Origin of the sequence: Undibacterium sp. CCC3.4 (assembly GCF_034347425.1) — a bacterium.
GTDB lineage: Bacteria > Pseudomonadota > Gammaproteobacteria > Burkholderiales > Burkholderiaceae_D > Undibacterium.
Genome location: NZ_CP133779.1, coordinates 4509097 through 4533010 on the forward strand (window position 1 = coordinate 4509097; position 23914 = coordinate 4533010).

Genomic DNA, 23914 nt, shown 5'->3' on the forward strand with positions numbered 1-23914 from the left:
GGGTAAGTTAAGGCTCTATTGTATGCGAAGAAAAAAACACCCGTGCGCGAAGCTCGGGCACGGGTGTCTGAGGCAATGCCGACTGCTGCCGGCAAAGCAAATTACTGCTGTTGCTGTGGCTGCGCGTCGACTTCGGCCAGCGCGGCTTTCATCGACAGTTTGAAACGACCACGGTCATCCGTTTCAAGTACTTTGACACGCACTTGCTGACCTTCTTTGAGGTAGTCAGCAACCGCATTCACGCGCTCGTTGGCGATTTGACTGATGTGCAACAAACCATCTTTGCCTGGCATGATTTGTACAATCGCGCCGAAATCGAGCAATTTCAAGACGGTACCTTCGTAGACTCTGCCGACTTCCACTTCCGCCGTCAATTCTTCGATACGACGCTTGGCTTCTTGACCAGCCGCTGCATCGACGGAGGCGATGGTGACGATACCTTCGTCGCTGATGTCGATTTGCGTACCGGTTTCTTCTGTCAGTGCACGAATGACCGCGCCGCCTTTGCCGATGACATCACGGATTTTTTCCGGATTAATCTTGACCGTGATCAGGCGTGGTGCGAAGTCGGACAATTCCGTATTGCCAACTGGTACGGCAGCTTGCATGATATTGAGGATATGTACGCGGCCTTCTTTAGCTTGCGCCAATGCGACCTGCATGATTTCCTTGGTGATACCTTGGATTTTGATATCCATTTGCAGGGCCGTGATACCGGCAGCGGTACCGGCGACTTTAAAGTCCATGTCACCCAAGTGATCTTCATCGCCGAGGATATCGGTCAAGACAGCAAATTTATTGCCATCTTTGATCAAGCCCATGGCGATACCGGCGACGTGCGCCTTCATCGGTACACCGGCGTCCATCAAGGCCAGGCAACCGCCGCAGACCGAAGCCATCGACGAAGAACCATTCGATTCCGTGATTTCCGATACCAAACGGACCGAGTAGCTGAAATCTTCCGGATCTGGCAAAGCAGCAGCCAGAGCACGTTTAGCCAAACGACCATGACCGATTTCACGACGCTTAGGCGTGCCGACGCGACCAGTTTCACCAGTAGCGAACGGAGGCATGTTGTAATGCAACATGAAGCGATCGGTGTACTCACCCATCAAGGCATCGATTTTTTGTTCGTCGCGCGCAGTACCGAGCGTGGCGATTACCAGCGCTTGGGTTTCGCCACGAGTAAACAAGGCAGTACCATGCGTGCGCGGCAGAATGCCAGTGCGGATCGTGATAGGACGGACCGTGCGTGTATCACGGCCATCGATACGCGGTTCGCCGTCGAGGATCTGGGAACGAACGATTTTCGCTTCGAGGTCGAATATGACATTGCCGACTTCACCCGAATCAGGCGTAGCCTGACCGCTGGCGGCTGCTTGTGCAGCCAAAGCAGCGGCGACCGCCGAGTTGGCCGCCTTGAGTTTTTCAGTACGCGCTTGCTTTTCTTTGATCTGATAAGCGGCGCGCAGCAGTGGCTCAGCCACGGCAGTGACAGCAGCGATCAGCGGCTCGTTTTTCGGTGCTGGTGCCCATTCGACTTCCGGCTTACCACCGTCACGTACCAAGTCATGGATCGCATCGATGACGGCTTTCATTTGTTCGTGACCGAATACCACGGCACCGAGCATGATTTCTTCCGACAATTGCTGGGCTTCCGATTCCACCATCAAAACGGCTTGTTCGGTACCGGCGACAACCAAGTCGAGCTTGGAAGTTTTCAATTGGCTGGCAGTTGGATTGAGCACGTACTGGCCATCGATATAACCGACGCGCGCAGCACCGACCGGGCCACTGAAAGGAATACCGGAAACTGAAATAGCGGCCGAAGCACCGATCATGGCAGCAATGTCCGGATCGATTTCCGGATTGACCGACAAGACATGGATGATGACCTGAACTTCATTGAGGTAGCCTTCCGGGAACAACGGACGGATAGGACGGTCGATCAGACGCGAAGTCAGCGTTTCTTTTTCGGAAGGACGGCCTTCACGTTTGAAAAAACCACCGGGAATACGACCGGCTGCATAGGTTTTTTCCATGTAATCAACGGTCAGGGGGAAGAAATCCTGGCCTGGTTTGGCATCTTTTCTGGCAACAACTGTCGCCAATACCACGGTATCTTCTATCGATACCAGCACGGCACCCGAAGCTTGACGGGCGATTTCACCGGTTTCCAGCGTAACTGTGTGCTGACCGTACTGGAAGGTTTTAGTAACTTTATTAAACACAATGTGTCCTTTCGAATATGCCGACAGATTTTCAGGGGCTGTCGTTCACCTCACCGCGAGCAATCGATCAAGATTGCTTTTTTGCTGATTTTCAAGCCAATAACTTGAAAACTTCACCAAAACCACTTATTACCATACTGCTCTGTACTGAAAAGCAAAAAGCCTGCGACAGTCAACTGACGCAGGCTTTTTACTATGAATTATTTGCCAGGTTAAGCAAAAATTACTTACGCAAGCCGAGTTTTTCGATCAGCGAACGATAGCGATTCAAGTCTTTACCTTTGAGGTAAGACAACAGGCTCTTACGACGGTTGACCATCATGATCAAACCGCGGCGGGAATGGTGATCTTTACCATGCGCTTTGAAGTGACCGTTGAGGTCATTGATACGTGCTGTCAACAGAGCGACTTGCACTTCCGGTGAACCGGTATCATTGAGGCCACGTGCGTTATCGGCGACGATAGCGGCTTTTGCATTTTTTTCAATAGACATTATTTTCCTTTACATGCGATAACAACAGTGACCGTGTCGGTAATGACCGACACCATCGTCATGACCTTGCCAATACTATGGCAATACCATCATTATCGTGAGCTTCAAACCCCGTCGGATTGACGGGACCGGCAAATATAACATGAAACGATGTGAAAAATCAAACCTGTGGATTGAGTTTCTCGGATTTCGATTCGAGTTTATTCAATGCTGCCAGATAAGCCTTGGTCGAAGCGACCACGATATCCGGATCGGCACCAACGCCGTTAACAATCCGACCAGCTTTCGACAGACGCATCGTCACCTCGCCTTGCGACTGGGTGCCGGTGGTGATGGCATTGACTGAAAAGAGCAGCAATTCAGCACCGCTGGCGACTTTCGATTCGATCGCGTTGACAATCGCATCAACCGGACCATTGCCACTGCCTTCGCAATGGACTTCGCTACCCTGATTCGAAAACACCACTTTCGCGTGCGGCATTTCACCGGTTTCCGAGTGCTGGGCCAAGGAAACGAAATGATAGGCTTCCTTATCATTGGCTTGCTCTTCATCCGACACCAAGGCCAGGATATCTTCATCGAAAATGTCGGATTTGCGATCAGCCAGCTCTTTAAAACGCGCAAACGCGGCATTGACTTCGGTTTCCGACTCTAAAGTGATGCCAAGTTCGTCGAGACGCTGTTTGAAGGCATTGCGACCCGATAATTTGCCGAGCACAATTTTATTCGCGCTCCAGCCGACATCTTCGGCACGCATGATTTCATAGGTGTCACGGGCCTTCAAGACACCATCTTGATGGATGCCGGAAGCGTGGGCGAAGGCATTGGCACCGACCACAGCTTTGTTCGGTTGTACCGCAAAGCCGGTGATTTGCGACACCAATTTCGAGGCTGGCACGATTTGCGTGGCATCGATACCGAGTTCGAGATTGTAGTAATCTTTCCGGGTACGGATAGCCATGACGATTTCTTCGAGCGCGGTATTACCGGCCCGCTCGCCCAAACCATTAATGGTGCACTCGACCTGACGTGCGCCACCGATCATCACACCGGCCAAGGAATTGGCGACACCCATGCCGAGATCGTTATGGCAATGTACCGACCAAATTGCTTGGTCCGAATTCGGGATGCGCTCGCGCAGAGTTTTCAGCATGTGACCATACAATTCAGGCACGCCATAACCGACGGTATCGGCGAAATTGATCGTGGTCGCGCCTTCTTTGATGACGGCTTCAATCACGCGGCAAAGGAAATCCATTTCCGAGCGACTGCCATCTTCCGGGCTGAATTCGACATCATCGGTAAAATTACGCGCATAGCGGACCGCTTGGATCGCTTGCTCAAGCACTTGATCCGGGCTCATGCGCAGCTTTTTCTCCATGTGCAAGGGCGAGGTCGCGATGAAGGTATGAATCCGCTTACGCTGGGCGCTGGCGAGTGCTTCAGCCGCGCGCGCGATATCGCGATCATTGGCGCGCGACAGCGAGCAGATGATGGAATCTTTGATGGTCGAGGAAATCGCCTTGATCGACTCGAAATCGCCTTGGGAAGCGGCAGCAAAACCGGCTTCGATGACATCGACTTTCAGTCGTTCGAGCTGCTTGGCGATACGGATTTTTTCATCCTTGGTCATCGATGCGCCAGGGGATTGCTCGCCATCACGCAAAGTGGTGTCGAATATGATGAGTTTGTCTGCCATGATTTCTCCTGAAAATGATGCGAAATGTAAGTCGTTACTGAATTTTGGCTATTCTCGGCCCCATCCTTGCAGCGCGCACAGGGATAAGCAGGGACTCGAATTGGGGGGGTATGAGGGTGTGCGCGTTACCGCACTAGAATGAATGCCGATAGCGATAGCAGACGCGTGGCGCCGACTAAAGGGGATGCTGCAATGATCGCTATAGGAAAGTTCATGTGAAAGACTATAAGCGCGAAAACAAAAAAGTGCAAGAATTTAGAGCAGGCAAAACCTAATTAAATCAGGCTGGAAATTAAAAAAGCCACAATGCTGGGGCTGCATTGTGGCTTTAAGGAAAGAATGCCGAATTTTATTTCTCGTCGCCATGTTCGACGCTGGTCTGGATGATGCTGATCGGACGGCCCTTGCGCCAGCGCCATAACAGCACGGCATAACCCGACAAACCATACAAAACAAACAAACCGAACAACACCTTTGGTGGATCGCTGACGACCACCACATAAATGAGTAAGATCAGCAAAGGTGCCATGAATGGCACCGAACGCTTGAGGTTAACATCTTTAAAACTGTAAAACGGCACATTGGTCACCATGGTCAAACCGGCGAACAAGGTGATGCTCCAAGCATACCAGTGCAACTCGGCACCAGAAAAATGCAAGTCATTCATCAGCAAGATGAAGCCGGCCACCAAGGCTGCTGCTGCTGGGCTGGGCAAACCTTGAAAATAACGCTTGTCGACCACGCTGATATTGGTATTGAAGCGCGCCAGCCGCAGCGCCGCCCCGGCACAGTAAACGAAAGCGGCCAGCCAGCCCAGCTTATCCATGCCGCGCAAAGACCATTCGTAAGCCACCAAGGCTGGTGCCGCGCCGAACGAGATCATGTCGGACAAACTGTCGTACTGCGCCCCGAATTCACTTTGGGTATTGGTCATGCGCGCGACCCGACCATCGAGGCTGTCGAGTATCATAGCGATGAAAATCGCCACGCTGGCCTTGTCAAAACGCTGATCCATCGCCATCACGATAGCGTAAAAACCGCAGAACAAGGCGGCAGTGGTAAACGCATTGGGCAACAGATAAATGCCGCGGCCGCGTTTGACGCGCTCAAGCGAGCCGCTGAGGCCTTCGCCTTCGCCGCGTTGCTGGGCCTTGCGCACGCCTTTTGGAAAGAGCTTGAAACTACCCTTGGGTTTACGTCGATTAAAAGATGGCATGCTTGTCTGAGATGAGAAAAACCGCCCGCGCGTGGCGGGCAAGGACCTGCTGTTGTTGGCGTCAGTATAACCGCGTTTGCCAGTCAGGAAAACCGACAAAATCATCCGCCCCGGCTATTTGATGATTATTTTACCGGCCACCCGTATCGACAGTTGCGTCGTACCCGGCTCAAAACTGGTCTCGGCCACGGCATCACTTTCCATACGACTGGCCTTCAACATACGCGGCGCGGCGACGGCATAGGTTTGCATTTCATTGGCTGCGCCATCAAAGGAGAGTGAGGTGATCTGCACATCTTCGATTTTCTTGCCCATGGCGGCCGTTACCATGCGCAGTTTTTCGGTAAAATTACGATAGCCGGCGGCGATACGCTCAGCTTCGAGACGCGTAGTGGCCGCCTCCGACAAACCGAAGCTGATACCATTCAAGGCCAGCACTTTCTGCGCCGCCGCCGCGGTGGCCGGCAATTGCTGCAGCTTGGTGGTTTTCAATTCCAGATACTGCCCACTGCGCCAGCCAATCTGCTGCGGCTTACGGGCGGCACCGACGGCACCCGGCGGCACCTCGGCATACACCGGGTAGCTGTAATAAGCGCGGGTACTGTATTGCCCTTGCGGATCTTCGCGTTTCAGAATTTCCGTGCCCAGTTTCATCTTCTGGTTGACCCGCGAGGCTGCCACAGCTTTGTCTTTATCTTGTTCTTCTACCAAGAAGGTGACGATGGCCTGATCGTTTTCGGCGCGGATATCGGCGCTGCCGGCCAGACTCAGCTCGGCACCGCTCAGGCTTTGTGCCAGCACGGGCATGCTGCAGGCGAGTGCAACACAAGTGAAGACGATTTTTTTCATAATTGTTTTCCTTAAAAAATGCCAACAGGCGTCGTTGAGACCGGCGGCACAGGAAAAAGTTGCGAACCGTTCAAGCCAAGCTGATGCGATTGCGCCCGCTCTGCTTGGAAATATACATGGCGGCATCGGCGACATCAAATAATTCATCGGCATCGGTGCTCGCTTCGAGATCGGCTACCCCACCCGAAAAACTGACCGAGAATTCCACCTCTTCTGCATGTTGGCGGATGTTGGCAAACGCCAGCCGCACCTGCTCGAGCACGCGCCGCGCGGTGCTGGCGGTAGTGTCGGGGAAAATGATGGCGAATTCTTCGCCGCCGTAACGACCGACAATATCGCTGCGGCGCAAGCGTTGACGCAACAGGCGCGCCAGCGTGCGCAGCACTTGATCCCCGGTAGCATGCCCATAGTTATCGTTGACTTGTTTAAAATTATCAAGATCGATCATGGCCAGTGCTAAGTGCGCACCATTGCGCCCGGCTTGCAGAATTTCCGAGGCCAATTGTTCTTTGATGGCGGTATGGTTGTACAAACCCGTCAAGCCATCGCGCATGATCAGCGCACGCAAGGAACGATAGCGTTCGGCCCGCGTCGAGAGTGAAGAAATCAGGTATTCCGGTGCCACCGGCTTGGTGATGAAATCATCGGCACCGGCACGCACGGCCAGCAATTGCTCACCGAGATCGGCTTCGCTCGATAAAAATACGATGGGCACATCGACATACGAATTATCTTGGCGTATCAAGTGCGAAAGTTCGACGCCACTACAGACCGGCATATACACATCAAGCAGCAAGAGTTCCGGACGAAATTCGGTCATCACACCGAGTATCTGGGTAGGATCATTGAGCAGACGGACATTCATGCCGGCATCACGCAAGATCGCCCCATAAAATTTCGAGGTAACGGTATCATCGTCGACGATCAGAATTCGGTAACCATTGCTGACATCACGCTGCAGTATCGCATCGATGCGTTCGGTCAGCGTCACCACATCAACGGGCTTGGTGAAATAGCCGTCGCCTCTGGCGCGCACCGCCAACAGCCGCGATTCGAAACTACTCGATTTGGATACGAAGATGGTCGGTATGCGCAAACGCTGCAGTTGTTCTATTTTTTGAATTTCTTCAGCACCGGCCAAGCGCCCTTCGGGGAAAATCAGCTCGATAACGATGACATCGGGGCGGCGCGTCGCCACGGCCAGCGCCAAGTCTTTGAGCAAGGCGATGCGCACGACTTCGTAACCGAAATGTTCGAGTTGTACCGTGATCGCCTGCTGCTGGCAACTGTCTTCATCGACCAAATAGATCAGGCGCGCCGAATCAGCCTCCAGCGTTTCCTCGGCATGACTGCGCGGTAGCTCTGCACTGTCATGCGCCGGTGTTTTGAGCGCTTCCAGCGCGGTTTGAAAATACTGCTTCATTTGCGCCGCAAAGGCCAACAGTTCACCGTGACTGGCCACGACTTGATCCAACCATGGTTTCATCTGTGACTCGAACACGCGCGCCTGCGCGCCGATGGCATCAAAGCCGAAAGTACCGGCGGAACCGGCCATCGTGTGTAAATGGCGGTGCAACACCACCAAGGCATCGCGGTTGCTACGATCGGCAATGTAAAGCTGCATGGCAGCAGAAATTTCTTCGAATTTAGACGGTAATTTCTGAACGAAAACGAGCTCAAGCGCGCGTAATTTTTCTTGCAAGCTGTCGATTTTTTCCGTCATTTACGCTCTTTCTTGCCATAACTTTAACACCTGAGCCGATAATTCCATGGGGTCGAAGGGTTTGGCGATGACGCCGATTGCGCCTAGGGATTTGTACAATTCCACTTCTGATGACTGTACTTTAGCAGTCATGAATACCACTGGGGTATTGCTGGTAGCAACAATGTTGCGCAATTCCAACAACGTGGTCGGGCCGTCCATATTCGGCATCATCACATCAAGCAGGAGTAAATCGGGACGGCAGTTGCCATGCACTTCGGCCAGCGCAGCGGCACCGGAACTGCAAATTGTCAGGCTGAACCCGCCGACGACTTCGAGCGCGATCTGCGCTACCGTTTGAATATCAGGATCGTCTTCGACATACAAAATATGCTTGAGGCTTGCAGATACCATGGAAACTCCTTATGCGAAAACGGCTGACTCGTTGAGTCAAGCATAAATCAAGATGGCAGGCATCACAATCAGATTCCTTGCGCAGTCTTGATATTGAATGAATATGGCGGCAGCGCCGCCTATTTGATCTCGAAATCGACCCGATTCGGCTGGCCGTGGTCGCTGATGCCATCGGCACTCAGTTTCGGTGCGATCAAGAATAAGCGTTCGCGCTCGATATGCTTGACCTGCTCGAGATAATCACGCACGCCATCGGCGCGTTTCTGCGCCAGCACGCGTAAGTCTTCGGCCGATACGCTGAGGTTTTTCAACAGCAGCTGTTCGGCTTCGGCGGTCGGCAAGCTGCGCGCTATACCCAAGACATTGCGCGGCTTGTCGAACTTGGCGGCGCGGTACAGCAGTTCTATATATTTACTGCGTTCGCTGTCTTCGAGCGTCAATTGTTCGGCTTTGATGCTGCGATCTTTCTGATGCATATCGCGCCATTTTTGCTCACGCAATTGACTGTCCAACAAATTGCGCCGCACGCCCTCGGTGTCGCTGGCGGGATCAACGCGGCCGATGATATCGAGCTTGAGGCCGCTGCGCTGCGTCAGTGCCTGGGCCAGATTGCCGAGTTTTTCCGTAGCCGCCGCGGCCAAGATGGACTGCCCCGGTTGAAATTCGATGTAAGCGAGTTCCGCACCACCGCCGAACATCGAACCGAGTAAAGAAAACGGTGAGGTGACGGCTTTGGTGATGACATTGACCAAGACTTTGAAGATGATGCCACCGACTGAAAACTGCGGATCCGATAAAGTACCGCTGATCGGCAGGTTGATCGCGATGCGCCCCTCATTATCGCGCAGCAAGGCGATCGCCAAGGTCAATGGTAATTTGGTCGCGGTTGGGCTATCGATACGCTCACCGAAAGTCAGTTGATCGAGATTGACCGAATTATTGGCATTGAGTTGGCCCTTCTCGATATGGTAGCTGACTTGCATAGACAGCTTGCCTTTTTCTATCGCATAACCGGCATACTTGGCCGCATACGGCGTCAAACGAGTCAGCTCCAAACCATTGGCACTGCCGGTGATGTCGATAAAAATCGGTGCCGACAGCGGATTAATGGCACCGGCAATCAGCAAGGGCGCGTCATCATCTACTTTGCCATGCAACTCCACATCGGCAGCTTGCGGATTGTCCGAGGCGATCAAGCCGATGTTACCGCTGAGATTGGTGAGATTGGCGCGGTAATTCGGTTTAATGAAATGATCGGTGAAGTTGATATTCCCGCCGAGCAGCGCGGTTTGGGCGATGCGGATGATGGCCGGTGCCGACGCTGGTGCCGACGTGGGCGCTGCTGCGCTGCTCAAAGCCGGCTGCGGGACAATGATATTTTCTAAATTCAAGCGCCCTTTATCAGACAAGATAACGCGGGCAAAAAAGTCATTCAAGGCCAATTTTTTTACACTTACCAGCGGCGCTGCCGCACCGAAACGCGCATGCACACCATCGAGGAGAATACCCTTCCACTCGAGGAAATCGTCATCGCTGCCAGGTTCAAACATGCGGAAGTCGTTCAAACTGAGGGCACCGTCGTAGCCGATTTCCGGTGTGGCTTGTAACAGCTTGCGCACTGTGAGCTGGCCTTTGGCATTGGCATCACCCTTATTCAATTCGACATTCAAATATTGGGAAAAATACGGATACAAAGCAGCTACCGGTAAGCTTTGTGCATCGATGGCAACATCGAGCGCCTGCCAGGCGCTGCCGAGCTGGCCCTTGAGATTAAACTTACCCTTGCGATTGAGCTGAGATTGCAAGCTGAATTGGGTCGCGCTCGAGGCATCGCTGCTGATGCCCGTCAATTGCAATCCGATCGCCTCGGCGCTCAGCGCCACCTGCGGCTGCACCGCATGGTCGGTAAAACGAATTTTCCCATCTTGCACAGAAAAACCGGCCAACATGACTTTCCAGGCCGGACTGGCAGGCGCAGTAGTGGCGGCCGACTTGCTGGCAGCCGGCGCTAACCAGTTCAGCATGCCCAAACGAGCTTGGGCATCGCGTTGTACATCGAGCTGCAAACCATTGACGGCCAATTTTTCCATCGTCACGCTGCGGGCACTGCTGTCAAGCGCCAAACCATCGAGCGCCAAGCTGGACCAGGCCAGACTGCCGTCGGCCGGTTTGCCTTGTACGCGCAATTTCTCCAGTTGCAAGGATAAAGCTTTGAGAGATAGATTCTGCTCATGCACGGCCAACTCAGTGCTGGCGTTGAGTACCCCACTGACTTGCGCGTGCAGGACAGGAGCGAGAAAACTCTGGTACGAAGCCAAAGCGATTTGTTTGAGTACCAGTTTGCCATCCAGACTGCCAGCATGCGGGGCAAACTGGCCACTGAATTCGAGCTGCCCGGCATCGCCGCTGGCCAAGCTCAGTTCGATACGTGCCGGTGCCGCCGTAGCGGCGCTGGCCAGCCCCTGCAGGTGCAGCGATATGTTTTGCAATTCGACTTGTTGCTGCGGTTGAGCATGCACATCGTCGCTGAAGTGTAATTGACCATCGGCGATGACGAGATCCTGCAGTTTTAGATTTGCTAAGGCCGACGGACTGGCCGATGGGCTGGTCGGTGCAGGCTTGGCGCTGCTGGCAGGAGCAAGGCTAGCCCAATTAAGGCCGGCTTTTCGACTGATCGCTAACCACACTTGCGGAGATTGCAACTGCAGCCGATTGAGTTCGAGCGCAGAAGTGAGTAAGTCAAGTGATTTGATATCGGCGCGTAATTCAGCCACTTGCAGCAAGGGTGAAGCATGCAAATCATTGAGCAGCACATCTTGCAAGCGCACCGCGCCGCGCAGCACTATATGGGCTGGCTTGGCGCGACTGAAGACCAAATCAAGCTGGGTACTGAGGACGGCGCGACGTATTTCCAGCGGCAAGCTGATCGGTAGATAGCCAACAAATTGCGCCAGATCAAGCTTTTTCAGATCGATGGCGAGACGGGTTTCCAAGCTGCTGGCAAACGGTGTGCTTCTGGCATTCATAGCAAAGCCGGCACCGTTGATACGGGCCGACAATTTCGGTTCCACCACGCTGTTGATCGCCTTGGGGAAATTCGAAATGAAAGGCAAGCCCAGCTCCAGCTCGCTCACGCGAAATTGCTTGTCGAGTACATGGTCATCGAGTTCAACACTGCCGCCATGCAGCTCAATGTTGGCGATGGCGAAGCGCAGCGGTGCGCCGCTGCTCGGTGTGGCCGCCAGTTTATCCAGAATGTCGCTGAGATTGTAGCGGCCATGGGTATCGAGTCGTTGCAGATGCAGCGACGGTTTGCTCAGTTGAAATTCCTCAACCACCAGCGCTTGGTGAAACAAGGAACTCAGGGACAGATTGAGTAACACGCTCTGCGCCGAAAACATCAGGGTTTTCGCATCGGCTTCATACAGGCGCACACCATCGATACGTAAAGTTAATTGCAGCGGGGAAAAATTGAGGGTATCAAGTTCTAATTTACGGCCGATTTGCTGTTGCGTTTGTTCAATCGCAATCCGTTTCACATAGCCAGGTAAAAAAGCCCAACTCAGCACTGCCGATAGCAAAAAAAGTACAGCGACACCAATTAGCCAAGGCTTTAAGCGCGGCACAGCGCGGAGCAGAACAGGGAAGGGATTTGTCACGGGCAACCTCGGCATGTGTGCGACTTTCAGGCAGATACGAGCATTGTGCAGCTTGCTGGAAGGCGCAATCGGCGTCGGCATCAAGGCCGCGACACCTTGCCGTATCTATAATTCTTTACATTATACGTCCTGATAGCAAATTGCAAAAATAAACCCCCGCACCTTGAGGTAAACAATTGCAAAAAATATATTACGTATTAGCTACACATCATTGCTCACTGGCTGCGCCTTCCCAGCCACAATGTTTCCCGCGAATACAGTACACAAGGGCCCGGGGCCAGCAATCCGGTAAGCCAAGTCGGCCGGCCGTTCAATTTGCCACAAACCGAAATCGGCGGCCCGACCGACAACCAAGCTGCCGCACTCAGCGGCCAAGCCCAGCGCACGCGCCGCATGACACGTGACGCCTTGCAAAGCTTCCAATGGTGTCATGCGAAACAGCGTGCATGCCATATTCATACTCAAAAGCAAGGAAGTCAGCGGTGCCGTGCCGGGATTGCAATCGGTCGCCAAGGCTATCGGCACGCCGGCTGCGCGCAAACCCTGCAGCGGTGGCAATTGCGTTTCACGCAGGAAGTAATATGCACCGGGTAACAACACGGCCACCGTGCCGTACTCGGCCATCGCGGCAATTCCTGCCGGCGACAAATATTCGAGATGATCGGCCGATAAGCCACGATACCGAGCGGTCAAGGCCGCCCCGCCCTGATCCGATAATTGCTCGGCATGCAATTTGACTGGCAAACCATGCGCCTGCGCCGCTTGAAATACCCGTTCGGTCTGCCCCGGGGTGAAGCCTATGTGCTCACAAAATGCATCGACGGCATCAAGCAAACCATCGGCCACCAAGGCTGGCAGCATGACATCACAGACCAGATCGATGTAGGCATCGGCGCGCCCCAGATACTCCGGTGGCAGCGCGTGCGCACCGAGAAAGCTGGTTTTCACACGCACCGGGAAATCACGGCCGATGCGGCGCGCCACGCGCAAGATCCGCGCTTCGGTCGCCACATCGAGACCGTAACCGGATTTGATTTCCAGCGTAGTCATGCCCTGTTCCAGCATGGCATGCAGACGCGGCAAACTGGCCGCCAACAATTGCTCTTCACTGGCGGCACGGGTGGCGCGCACGGTAGCCAGAATGCCGCCGCCCTGACGGGCGATGTCGGCATAACTGACGCCATTGAGGCGCGCCTCAAATTCATCGCTGCGGTTACCGGCATACACGAGATGGGTATGACAGTCGATCAAGCCCGGTAACAGCCAGGCACCGCCGCCTTCATACTGCGTAGTGGCGCGGCAGTGCGCGGGTAAATCACTGTGCTGGCCGATCCAAGCGAGCTGTCCATCCTGTACAGCCACGGCGGCGTCGCGCACCACACCATAGCCATCGACCATCGTGGCGACATGCAGATTAGTCCACAGACTGTCCCAATGCGGCATCAGCTTTCTCCTTGCTTGAAAAAATGTAATCGTATCAGCCAAGCTTGCGCCGTTTGCGCGACCTGACAGCGCTGTTTCAAGCCCGCTGCGGATGGCGTCAACAGGCAGACATCGCCGCTACTGAGCGAGCACTCAGCCGGCTCGCTGGCCGCTAAGAGCAGCTCGCCGGATACGCAATAGAGCAACAGCTGCTCGGCCGCTGTCGCCGCCAGCACATGCTCACCGACAGCTAGCCTGTGCAACTGATGCACGCAGTGGCTGCGCCTGGTCATGATATTGAGATCGACCACGGCAGACTCCAGCAAGTGCGCATGCACGGCGCGTTCACCGGCAAAAACATGTGGCGCACCGCCGACCCGCATGCTCGTGGCAGTGCTGTCGTCCTGCAAAACCAAGCCATCGCCGGACAAGAGCGCCAAGCTGCGATCAATACCAGGAAAAAACGAAAATGGCCCGTCACGGCAGATCTCGGCCCGACTCAAACGCCAAACAAAATCGTCGAGCCCGGCCCCGGCCGGGAATACCGCCAACTCGGTCGTACTGCCGCCGCCGTTTTTCCAAGGCATGGGGAGACTATCATGGGATTTCCATACCTGCATGAGCGCTGCGCCTTAAGCCAGATACAGACGTTGATACAGCGACTGACAAGCAGCACTGACCTGCCCGGCCATCACCAAGCCTTTCGCGGCTTCGATATCGGGTGCAAAAAAGCGGTCTTTATCGTAAAACGCCACTTTCGCGCGCAGTAATTTTTGCACTTGCACCAGCATTGCCGAGGTCTGCAAAGGCGCATGGAAATCGATGCCTTGAACGGCTGCCAGTAATTCTATCCCGATGATGGTGCCGGTATTGTGCGCCATTTCGTGCAGACGGCGCGCCCCGAAGGTCGCCATACTGACATGGTCTTCCTGATTGGCCGAAGTTGGAATCGTGTCGACGCTGGCTGGGTGGGCGTGCGATTTATTTTCTGAAGCCAGTGCCGCCGCCGTCACATGCGCAATCATGAAGCCGGAGTTAAGGCCCGAAGACGGCACCAAAAACGGCGGCAAACCGGAAATCGAGGCATCGATCAACAAGGCGATACGGCGCTCGGCGATCGAACCGATTTCGGCAATGGCCAAGGCCAAGCTATCGGCGGCAAACGCAACCGGTTCGGCGTGAAAATTCCCACCCGAAATCACTTCGCCAGTCTCGACGAACACCAGCGGGTTATCGGTGACGGCATTGGCTTCAATGAGCAAAGTACGCGCCGCATTATTGATGAGATCAAGACAAGCCCCCATGACTTGCGGTTGACAGCGCAAGCAATAGGGATCTTGCACCCGTTCGTCATTGACTAAATGTGAGCGCCGAATTTCACTGTCCGCCAGCAGGGTACGATAAATTTCCGCGGTAGCGATCTGCCCCGGCTGACCACGGCTGGCGTGAATGCGCGAATCGAACGGCGCGTCGCTGCCTTTGGCCGCGTCGACCGACAAAGCGCCGGTAATGGTAGCGGCTTCGAGCAAGCGCTCGGCCAAAAACAAGCCGTTCAGCGCCAGCGCGGTCGACACCTGCGTGCCATTGATCAGCGCCAGCCCTTCTTTCGCTGCCAACACCACCGGTGCGATACCGGCCGCAGCCAGCGCCGCAGCGGCCGGCAGCAAGCTGCCATTCACCCGCACCATACCCTCGCCCATCAAGGCCAAGCTCATGTGCGAGAGCGGGGCCAAATCGCCGGAAGCGCCGACCGAGCCTTTGACCGGAATAGCCGGCATGATGCCGGCATTGAACAAGGCAATCATGCTGTCGATGACACTGGCACGGATGCCGGAATAGCCGCGCGCCAGGCTGGCGATTTTCATCAGCAAAATCAAACGACAAACATCGTCGGCAATCAACTCACCGGAGCCAACCGAATGCGAGAGAATTAAATTCCGCTGTAACAGCTCGAGTTGTTCGTCAGGAATGCGGGTTTTGGCCAGCTTGCCAAAGCCGGTATTAATACCGTAGGCAGCCTCGCCCTTGGCAACGATGCGGGCAATCGTGGCAGCGGCGGCATCGATGGCCGGATACGCCTCGGCGGCCAATTGCAAGGGGGCGGCGCGCTGCCAAACCGCGCGTAAATCGGCCAAACTCAAGCGGCCTGCTTGGATGGTGAAAGTCGGATTAATCGTGTTATTTGTATCGTTCATAAAAAACCTGTTCTGGGTAGCGGTAAGTGGTAGCTGCCGTGCTTATTTCAACATTGGTAACTGCAAGCCGGCACGCCGGGCGCACGCCTGTGCCTGCGGATAGCCGGCATCAGCATGACGCATCACACCCGAGCCACAATCATTGACCAACACCCGTGCCAGCCGCTTATCGGCGGCAGCACTGCCATCGGCCACGATGACCATACCGGAATGCTGCGAATAGCCCATACCAACGCCGCCGCCATGGTGCAGCGAAACCCAGCTGGCACCGCCGGCGGTATTGAGCATGGCATTGAGCAAGGGCCAATCGGACACGGCATCGGTACCATCCATCATCGCTTCGGTTTCGCGATTCGGGCTCGCCACCGAACCGGTATCGAGATGGTCGCGGCCGATCACGATCGGTGCACTGAGTTCGCCCGTGCGTACCATTTCATTGAACGCCAGACCAGCTAAATGACGCTCACCCAAACCCAGCCAGCATATACGCGCCGGCAAACCTTGGAAGGCAATCCGCTCGGCTGCCATATCCAACCACTTGTGCACGCCTGTATTTTCCGGAAACAATTGTTTGATTTTGGCATCGGTCTTGCGGATATCCTCAGGATCACCCGACAGCGCCACCCAACGGAACGGCCCCTTGCCATCACAGAACAGCGGCCGAATATAGGCCGGCACAAAGCCGGGGAAATCGAAGGCTTGCGTCAGACCGTGATCGAACGCGACTTGGCGAATATTATTGCCGTAATCAACGGTAGGAATGCCCAGCGCATGAAAATCCAGCATCGCTTGCACATGCACAGTACACGACTGCGCGGCGGCGGCGGTCAGTTCGGCATGCCGCGCCGGATCCGGCTGCGCCGCCTTCCATTGCGCCACCGTCCAGCCAGCCGGCAGATAACCATTGATCAAATCGTGCGCCGAGGTTTGGTCGGTCACCATATCGGGCCGCAGGCCACCGGCTTGGGCGCGCCTTACCAGTTCGGGTAAAATCTCGGCGGCATTGCCGAGCAAAGCAATCGAGATCGCTTCCCGCCGTTCGCAGTGGTAGGCCACCAGCGCCAGCGCCTCATCGAGATCGGCCGCCTGTTTGTCGACATACCGGGTACGCAGACGGAAATCGATGCTGGCTTGCTGACATTCGATATTGAGCGATACGGCACCGGCGAAACTGGCGGCCAGCGGCTGCGCGCCACCCATGCCACCAAGACCGGCGGTGAGTATCCAGCGCCCGCCCCAATCGCCCTGATAATGCTGACGCCCGGCTTCGGCAAAGGTTTCGTAGGTACCTTGAACGATGCCCTGGGTGCCGATGTAAATCCAACTGCCAGCCGTCATTTGACCGTACATGAACAAACCCTTGCGATCGAGTTCATTGAAGTGTTCCCAATTGGCCCACTTCGGTACCAGATTCGAATTGGCGATGAGGATGCGCGGCGCATCGGCATGGGTTTGAAAAATCCCGACCGGCTTGCCCGATTGGATCAGCAGGGTTTCGTCTTCTTCCAAGTCTTTGAGCGAAGCCAGAATCTGATCATAGCAAGCCCAATCGCGCGCCGCGCGGCCGATACCACCATACACCACCAGATGCTGAGGATTTTCCGCCACCGCCGGATCCAAATTATTCTGCAGCATGCGGTAAGCGGCTTCGGCGACCCAGGTCTTACACACTTTTTCGGCACCGTGTGGAGCGTGGATAACGCGACTGGCGTCCCAGCGAGGATCATTGTCTAAGGCGTGCGGCATGCGGAGTCTCCCGGTCTTGATGAAATTAGAATTGGACGGCATGACAACAAGCGTCCGGCTTTTTCTGAAGTGTAAGTTGTATATACAACTTTTGCAAGCGGATTTTTAGTGCAACTAATGCGACAATAGGGCAAATTCATCAGCAGGAATCCCGTGTTAAAAAAACCAACCCCCGCGCCGGCGTTTCAAACCATCAAAGACTATCTGTTACGCGAAATCCAAGCCGGCACCTGGAAAGAAGGTGCGGCCATTCCTTCCGAAGCCATGTTGGCCGAACAATTCCAAGTCTCGCGCATGACCGTCAACCGCGCCGTGCGCGAACTGAGCAGCGAACAAATCTTGCAACGTATTCAAGGTTCCGGCACCTATGTCGCGCAGCAAAAGTACCAAGCCACGCTGGTCGAAATCAAAAGCATCGCCGATGAAATTCGCTCGCGCGGCCACCGCCACCGCAGCGAACTGCACGAATTGAAAGAAAAACCGGCCAATGAGCAACTTGCCTTGGAATTTCAGGTCAAAGCCGGACACGCCCTGTATCACTCGGTGATTGTGCACTTTGAAAACGATCTGGCGATACAAGTGGAAGACCGTTGGGTCAATTCGACGGTCACACCGTTTTATCTGCAGCAAGATTTTACGCGTATGACACCGAATGAATACTTGGTGGCAGTGGCACCGTTGCAAGGAGTCGACTACCGAATCGAGGCATTGTTGCCACCAAAACAGATCGCCGCCATGTTGCATATCTCTGCCAAGGAAGCCTGCTTGGTATTGCACCGTAAAACGCGTTCCCAAGGTAAAATTGCCAGCATTGTCACGATGTGGCATCCGGGGCAACATTACCAATTTGCCGGCAGTTTTTAATCAGCGAGCACTGACTCACCCTATAAGGAAGCAATATGGCCAAAAAAATTGAGCTCGATCCCGACGAAGAAGCCTTGATCGCTTGGTGTATCGAAGTCGAAGCCTTGCTCGTCGCCGGCGGTGCCAGCGTCGCCCAAGCGCAAGATCACATTGAAGAAGAGATAGAATGGTTCACCGATTTGTTTTTTGACGGTTTGAGTCCGCAACAAGCCGCCGCCGAAGCGCTGGCCTGAAGTTCAGCTTACTCAACCAGACACAGCGCCCGATACCACCGACCGGCGGCATCGGCGCTTGTCAAACTTTTGCATCAACCTTGGTACTGACTCAATGATGTGTCGTCGCTTTTTATTGTTACTCCCCGTTTTACTCATGCTGGCTGCCTGTTCGACCAATAACTCCTCAAAATTGCAGCATGAAGAATTCGGCCAAACCAATGTATTCACACGCAGTTTTGCCGGCACCGATCAAAGCGCTTGCGAAGCGGCACGGCGCGCCCTGCTCAGCCAAGGCTATGTGATTAATGATTGGCAAAAAACCTTAATCAAAGGCCGCCGCAAATACCAGCACGATGCCGATGTGCATTCCGAAATCGAATTCAATGTCGTTTGCGTGGCCGATAGCAAAGGTAGCAACAGCACGACTGTTTTTGCCAATGCCATACGCGACCGCTACTCGCTCAAAAAGAGCAATAATTCCGCCAGCATCGGCGTCTCAGCGATCGGCTCGGTCTCGCTGCCCTTCGGTTCCACCGATGATGCTTTAGTCAAAGTTGCCAGTGAAACGATACCGACCGGTCAATTTTACAATCAATTTTTTGACTTGCTCGATCGCTACTTAGACAGCACACGCTACCCGAATGAAAGCGACACCGACAAGAAAGATATGCTGCTGCCAGAAAATCTCGGCCCCACCCCGAGCCCCCCACCGGAACTGAAAACCCCGGCCCCGCATGAGGCAAATTGAATATGTTTGATAAAGCCAGGCAAACCGATGACCTCGCGCGACTGCAGAGTTTCAAAATGCCATACGGAAAATATCAAGGCCGCGTCATCGCCGATTTGCCCGGCCACTATCTGGGCTGGTTCGCACGCGAAGGTTTCCCTAACGGCGAAATTGGCCGACTGTTGGCCCTGATGTATGAAATCGATCACAATGATTTGCGATCGCTGTTGCTGCCTTTGCGGGCTGGTGAAGGCTTGGTAGCGCCGCGTTGAGTGGGGGATGCCCTCGGTGTCAGGATAGTTGCTAAGTTGCATTCACTCTTACTGATATTACAATCCGGCCACAAAAATCGGGAAAGCGAAGGAAAACATGAAGGTCGGCATACTGCTGCTGGTCGCACTGTTGTAGCACGGCTCCGTACAGGCAGACCAACATACTCTGGCAGGCTGGCAAGATGGCGCAACTACCCGCCTCAAAGCACTTGCTCTGCTACAAACCCTCAACGTCACCCTGCTCAGCAACCCGAGCGCTACCGTCACCCTGCAAAACTGGTGTGCGGACCATAAGATGGCTGGCGCCCCCCGCATCCGGGCCCTACGCGATCAGACTACCCACAAGCCCACCGATGCAGCCATCCGCGTGCTGCTCAAGATCGATGCGGATGAACCGGTGGACTATCGCCGAGTGCGGCTTGCCTGCGGTGATGAATGTGACATGAACTGACAGGGCGAGGACGAACGGCTGTGTTGAGCGACCGACAGAAATTGATCGTGCCGATTCGTGTCGCGTGCGACCAAGGTGCGCGCTTGTTTGAAGCTTGCGAGGTCGCGCACATATCCCTATCTCAGTATCCGTCTCGTTAATCTGTAGGCCACCAATCGATTCCATACCAGAATTGACAAAACAATCCTCGCGATACGCAAAAACTTGTCTGTTTGTGGCGGCTTGCCGGGGTGTAGACATCCCAAAAATGGCGTGAATTAACACACTGTCTCGCACGATTGACATAGCATATTCTGGCACATACAATTTTGCATATACATTGAAGAGTAATACCATGCCTACCCTGTCGATACCATCGAGGCCCAAGGAGGCCAAGCTGTTTCGCAACAACCGCAGCCAAGCGGTGCGAATTCCCGTAGAGTTCGAGTTACCGGGGGATCGTGTAATGATCCACCGCGAAGGTAGCAAACTCATCATCGAACCGGTGACACGACCAACAAACATCGTCGAACTGCTGGCCGAGTGGAGGAAGGAAGTGCCGCTTGGACCAGACGATCAGTTCCCGACCATTGAGGACATGCCCACCCAGCCTGAGGACATATTTTGAGTGCTTATCTGCTGGACACGAACATCATCAGCGATATGATACGCCACTCGGACGGACCTGCCGCACGTCACATTGAGCAGGTCGGACCGAAGCAGATTTGGTATGCGAGACATGTATCAATCCTGCCGCCGTAATAGTTGGAAAATGCCGAAATCGGCAACTTACCAACTATCCTGACACAGAGGGGATCTGCTGATCGCAGCACAAGCGTGTGCGCTCGGCCTGACACTCGTGACGGACAACACGCGCGAATTCAGCCGCATCCGTGGTCTTAAGGTAGAAAACTGGCTGGAAAGGTAATCAATTTTCAGGTAACGGGCCGGAGAGATCCCTCTGTGATGAAAGTATGCCGGAATTGGTGATCGGCTTGGCGAACTATTTTATGTTCTACAACGCTGAACGTAAACATCAATCATTGGGTTATCAAACACCAGAAACGGTGTATAGCTCAGGCGTGGGCGGCGGTGCCAAGATCGTAAACAAATTTGGTACTGAACTGCCTGATTCAAAAATGCTAGAAAAGAAAAGCACGGTAATGATGTAGTGCGAATAACGGGGCAGCGCCGCGCAGCTGTGGCAGAAACAGGCACTATCTTAAACTCTTTGGATAATTGTCTGGACTTAGGGGGCCACTTTACCATCTATTTTTCGATAATATGCTCCGCCACCTTGAGACCAGTATGCCTCCCCGGCAACGCAACATGAGCCAGTAGTACATCGCCAGGCTGCAGCAACGTTGCATGCCGTACTTTTCCATCGCCCCCCATCAGCCGAACATGCCAGTCGTTTTGCAAGAATGTGTTCAGATAAATCCGGTTCGGATCCTCCAGCGGCGCAGCCTCGTTGGTCGGCGTTACCTCAATCTGCGCCGCATTGGCCAGTTCGACTGCGCGTCTCAGTTCGAGCGAAACATCGTCGAGCGCGACGCTGCAGCGTATCTTAAGCAAGGGCCGACGCTCGATCTTGGCTCGGCCCACCGTGATGACGCGGCATTGACCATACAGATCGACACACAGCACCTCGGCACCGCCCTCCATTTCACTCAGATACATCACATTGTCGTTCGGCCCCCATATATAAGAGTGCACACCACCGGCATTGACGCGGAATTCACGCAAGTTCATATGCGGCAGATAGTGGGTTTCTGAACAGACGAACAGACCACCCCAGCCGGTCGAACCGACGATCATGCCTTCCTCCGCCGTCATCAGCGAGGTCGTATCGACGCAAACACGGTGCCCAATGCCAGTGTGCTGAACTTGCTCGACCCGGGCTTTCACTAGCGTCAGATGGCTATCCTGGCGACGCGCCAGGCCGCGCGTCAGGTTGGCAATGACTTCCGGTTGTTCAGTGCGCATCAACACGCCGATGCCGTGTTCCATCGTCGCGAACGCATTCAGCGATTGGTTGACGTCGTCGACCACGCCATCGAGTCCCTTAATCGGGACGTTACGCAAAATCATGGTGGCTTTGCCCTCTGTCTTTGCCAGCAGCAGTTCATAGGGAATATAGGTCGCGTGTTCAATGTCGATCACAACGAAATCGTCGCCTCGCTCACATACGGCGATGCAATGGGGGAACTCCGTCTCTAGATTCATCACATCGATGAACAGCCCGGCCTTGTGTCCCAAGGCCACCGCCTTCAGGCGGATCGCCTCGTCCCTGGTCAATACCCAGGCGCCTGGCTCCAAGTCCTTCATTTGGGCCGCACTGTCAATAGCCACCACCTTGCGCTTGGCGCTGATGAAAGAGCGGTGCTGCGCATGGTCGAGCACAATATGGGTGCAATTGCTCTCTTCCACTGCTGGCAGAATTTCCTTGCTAGCCAACTGTCGTGCGTCGAACCACCACTGCGTTTCGCCGGCACCGAGCGCGGCAGACGCCACTTCTGCCGGGGCTGTTGGCTGCGGCGTGGCTAGCTCGACCATTTCAGGAGTTAGGGATGAAGTAGTGTGTTCTGCTAAATCTAACATGTCTAACGTTCTCAAAAAGGATGTATACACCTGTCTCTGAGCGGCACTGACGCCGCCTGTCTCAGGCTTCTTCGCGCAGTGCAATGCCGAGGTTTTGCAGATGCGGCGCGTTTTCGCACGCCAGATAACTGGCCTTGTCGCTGACGCTCACGTTGATGTGCTCATGCCATGCCCACACGGGTACATAAAAAGCGTCGCCACGCTGCCACCTTACCTCGCTCCCGCCGATGATGGACATGCCGCTGCCCTCGAGCACATAGATCAGGGTTTCGTAATTATGACGGTGGCGCCGCGTGCTTTGGCCGGGCTCCAGGCCTCCCACCGTCATGCTGATCACACGCGACGGCAGGTCAACAATATTGACTTGGTGCTTTCGGTCGTGCGAGAAGGCCTGCTCGTCCTGATTGAGATTTCCGGTCACGTTAGTATGGATCAGACGCTGCGGCAAATCCACGCTCAACTCGGACGGAACACGGCCGAAGTCAGCCGACGAATGGCTGGTCAATGACATAACTGCTGCGCTCCTTTCAGTACGCCGTTGAAGAACGTAAGGCGCGCCTCGATCATTGCCTGCGCACCCTCCATGATCCGTTCGGCCTGCTCGGGATTGTCCTGCTGTAGACGAGCCAGGATGGCGCGCATAGTGTCGGCATGGTCGTCGTCGCACTCGACGTGGATCTGGAAGAAACGCAGCTGCTCGGCCCCAATGCCATTGGCGACGAAGCCGCTGATGATGTCGCTATACAGCGGCGGCACTATCGCCTCGGCACCCAGGCACAACGCGCCCAGTCCATACGCCGGGTTTTGCTGCTTGCAGTAGTGGAAGGTAGTGGCGATCAGCTGCTCCGTTTCTGGAAACATCTGGATTTGCCGCAGATCGATGCCGAAGTCGTCGACCATACGCGCAAAGATACGCGCATGCGGCTCGCCCGATTTCTCGCCGAAACCGAGTTCTTCGGAAAGGTTTTCCGCCAAGCGCAGCACGTCGTCCGGATCGTGCAGATTGGCGATCAGCGCGCACAGGTAGCGCGTGAAGTAGGCGCTGTATTTCGCGTGTTGCGCCACAAAGACGTTCAGCTCGTGACGCGTGATCGTGCCGTTGCGGCAGCGCTGGATGAATGGGTGGCTGCGCAGGCGTTCAATATAGTCTTCGGTGACACGTTGATACATGATTTCCCT

General features: G+C 54.7%; 21 protein-coding genes and 2 pseudogenes. 8 read left to right on the top strand and 15 right to left on the bottom strand.

The window, feature by feature from the left end; genetic code table 11:
* Positions 1–101 precede the first annotated feature (101 nt).
* From pnp to hutU, 12 genes are all read right to left on the bottom strand, one after another.
* A complete protein-coding gene (gene pnp / locus RHM61_RS19915; RefSeq protein WP_322249042.1) occupies positions 102–2231 on the bottom strand; it encodes a polyribonucleotide nucleotidyltransferase in 2130 nt (709 codons plus the stop codon).
* Positions 2232–2454: 223 nt separating this feature from the next.
* Positions 2455–2724: a 30S ribosomal protein S15 gene (gene rpsO / locus RHM61_RS19920; RefSeq protein WP_322249043.1), complete on the bottom strand. Its 270-nt coding sequence runs from the start codon at positions 2722–2724 to the stop codon at positions 2455–2457.
* Between the two features lie 160 nt (positions 2725–2884).
* Positions 2885–4423 carry a 2-isopropylmalate synthase gene (locus RHM61_RS19925; RefSeq protein WP_322249044.1) on the bottom strand — a complete coding sequence of 513 codons (1539 nt, stop codon included), beginning with the start codon at positions 4421–4423 and terminating at the stop codon, positions 2885–2887.
* Between the two features lie 349 nt (positions 4424–4772).
* Positions 4773–5639, bottom strand: a complete 867-nt coding sequence (gene pssA, locus RHM61_RS19930; protein ID WP_322249045.1) for a CDP-diacylglycerol--serine O-phosphatidyltransferase — start codon at positions 5637–5639, stop codon at positions 4773–4775.
* Between the two features lie 114 nt (positions 5640–5753).
* Positions 5754–6488 carry an SIMPL domain-containing protein gene (locus tag RHM61_RS19935; RefSeq protein WP_322249046.1) on the bottom strand — a complete coding sequence of 245 codons (735 nt, stop codon included), beginning with the start codon at positions 6486–6488 and terminating at the stop codon, positions 5754–5756.
* A 70-nt stretch (positions 6489–6558) separates the two neighbouring features.
* The gene (locus tag RHM61_RS19940) at positions 6559–8211 is read right to left on the bottom strand and encodes a diguanylate cyclase (protein WP_322249047.1); all 1653 of its coding nucleotides are present in this window, start codon (positions 8209–8211) and stop codon (positions 6559–6561) included.
* On the bottom strand, positions 8212–8604 hold the full coding sequence (locus RHM61_RS19945) for a response regulator (protein ID WP_322249048.1): 393 nt from the start codon (positions 8602–8604) through the stop codon (positions 8212–8214).
* Between the two features lie 119 nt (positions 8605–8723).
* Positions 8724–12173, bottom strand: a complete 3450-nt coding sequence (locus tag RHM61_RS19950) for a DUF748 domain-containing protein (RefSeq protein WP_322249049.1) — start codon at positions 12171–12173, stop codon at positions 8724–8726.
* Between the two features lie 291 nt (positions 12174–12464).
* Positions 12465–13706 carry an imidazolonepropionase gene (gene hutI / locus RHM61_RS19955; RefSeq protein ID WP_322249050.1) on the bottom strand — a complete coding sequence of 414 codons (1242 nt, stop codon included), beginning with the start codon at positions 13704–13706 and terminating at the stop codon, positions 12465–12467.
* Positions 13706–14272 (bottom strand): HutD family protein, encoded by a 567-nt coding sequence (locus tag RHM61_RS19960; RefSeq protein ID WP_322249051.1) that lies wholly within the window; start codon positions 14270–14272, stop codon positions 13706–13708. Before RHM61_RS19960 ends, hutI begins: the two co-directional genes overlap by 1 nt.
* Before the next feature lie 45 nt (positions 14273–14317).
* Positions 14318–15880: a histidine ammonia-lyase gene (gene hutH / locus RHM61_RS19965; RefSeq protein ID WP_322249052.1), complete on the bottom strand. Its 1563-nt coding sequence runs from the start codon at positions 15878–15880 to the stop codon at positions 14318–14320.
* Between the two features lie 42 nt (positions 15881–15922).
* Positions 15923–17626, bottom strand: a complete 1704-nt coding sequence (gene hutU / locus RHM61_RS19970; RefSeq protein WP_322249053.1) for a urocanate hydratase — start codon at positions 17624–17626, stop codon at positions 15923–15925.
* A 153-nt stretch (positions 17627–17779) separates the two neighbouring features.
* Between hutU and hutC the strand changes: the two genes are divergently transcribed.
* From hutC to RHM61_RS20005, 8 genes and pseudogenes are all read left to right on the top strand, one after another.
* Positions 17780–18490, top strand: a complete 711-nt coding sequence (gene hutC / locus RHM61_RS19975; protein WP_322249054.1) for a histidine utilization repressor — start codon at positions 17780–17782, stop codon at positions 18488–18490.
* A 35-nt stretch (positions 18491–18525) separates the two neighbouring features.
* Positions 18526–18723, top strand: coding sequence for a hypothetical protein (locus RHM61_RS19980; protein ID WP_322249055.1), 198 nt, complete (start codon positions 18526–18528; stop codon positions 18721–18723).
* 94 nt (positions 18724–18817) lie between these two features.
* Entirely contained in the window at positions 18818–19453 is a 636-nt protein-coding gene (locus RHM61_RS19985; RefSeq protein WP_322249056.1) for a DUF2242 domain-containing protein, read from the top strand.
* Between the two features lie 56 nt (positions 19454–19509).
* Entirely contained in the window at positions 19510–19704 is a 195-nt protein-coding gene (locus tag RHM61_RS19990; protein WP_322249057.1) for a DUF3820 family protein, read from the top strand.
* 295 nt (positions 19705–19999) lie between these two features.
* On the top strand, positions 20000–20155 hold the full coding sequence (locus RHM61_RS19995) for a hypothetical protein (RefSeq protein ID WP_322249058.1): 156 nt from the start codon (positions 20000–20002) through the stop codon (positions 20153–20155).
* A 334-nt stretch (positions 20156–20489) separates the two neighbouring features.
* A complete protein-coding gene (locus RHM61_RS20000) occupies positions 20490–20762 on the top strand; it encodes an antitoxin (protein ID WP_322249059.1) in 273 nt (90 codons plus the stop codon).
* 186 nt (positions 20763–20948) lie between these two features.
* Positions 20949–21062 (top strand): annotated as a pseudogene (locus RHM61_RS20300) (VapC toxin family PIN domain ribonuclease); the annotation flags it as partial.
* A 43-nt stretch (positions 21063–21105) separates the two neighbouring features.
* A pseudogene (locus RHM61_RS20005) lies at positions 21106–21306 on the top strand (hypothetical protein); the annotation flags it as partial.
* 97 nt (positions 21307–21403) lie between these two features.
* Here the strand turns inward: RHM61_RS20005 and RHM61_RS20010 are convergent.
* The 3 genes from RHM61_RS20010 to RHM61_RS20020 all read right to left on the bottom strand — a co-directional run bounded on the left by RHM61_RS20010 (position 21404) and on the right by RHM61_RS20020 (position 23905).
* A complete protein-coding gene (locus RHM61_RS20010; protein WP_322249060.1) occupies positions 21404–22735 on the bottom strand; it encodes a 3-dehydroquinate synthase II in 1332 nt (443 codons plus the stop codon).
* A 61-nt stretch (positions 22736–22796) separates the two neighbouring features.
* Complete coding sequence (locus RHM61_RS20015) at positions 22797–23246, bottom strand: cupin domain-containing protein (RefSeq protein WP_322249061.1); 450 nt, start codon at positions 23244–23246, stop codon at positions 22797–22799.
* The gene (locus tag RHM61_RS20020; RefSeq protein ID WP_322249062.1) at positions 23237–23905 is read right to left on the bottom strand and encodes an iron-containing redox enzyme family protein; all 669 of its coding nucleotides are present in this window, start codon (positions 23903–23905) and stop codon (positions 23237–23239) included. The genes RHM61_RS20015 and RHM61_RS20020 overlap by 10 nt, the downstream gene beginning before the upstream one ends.
* Between the last annotated feature and the right edge of the window lie 9 nt (positions 23906–23914).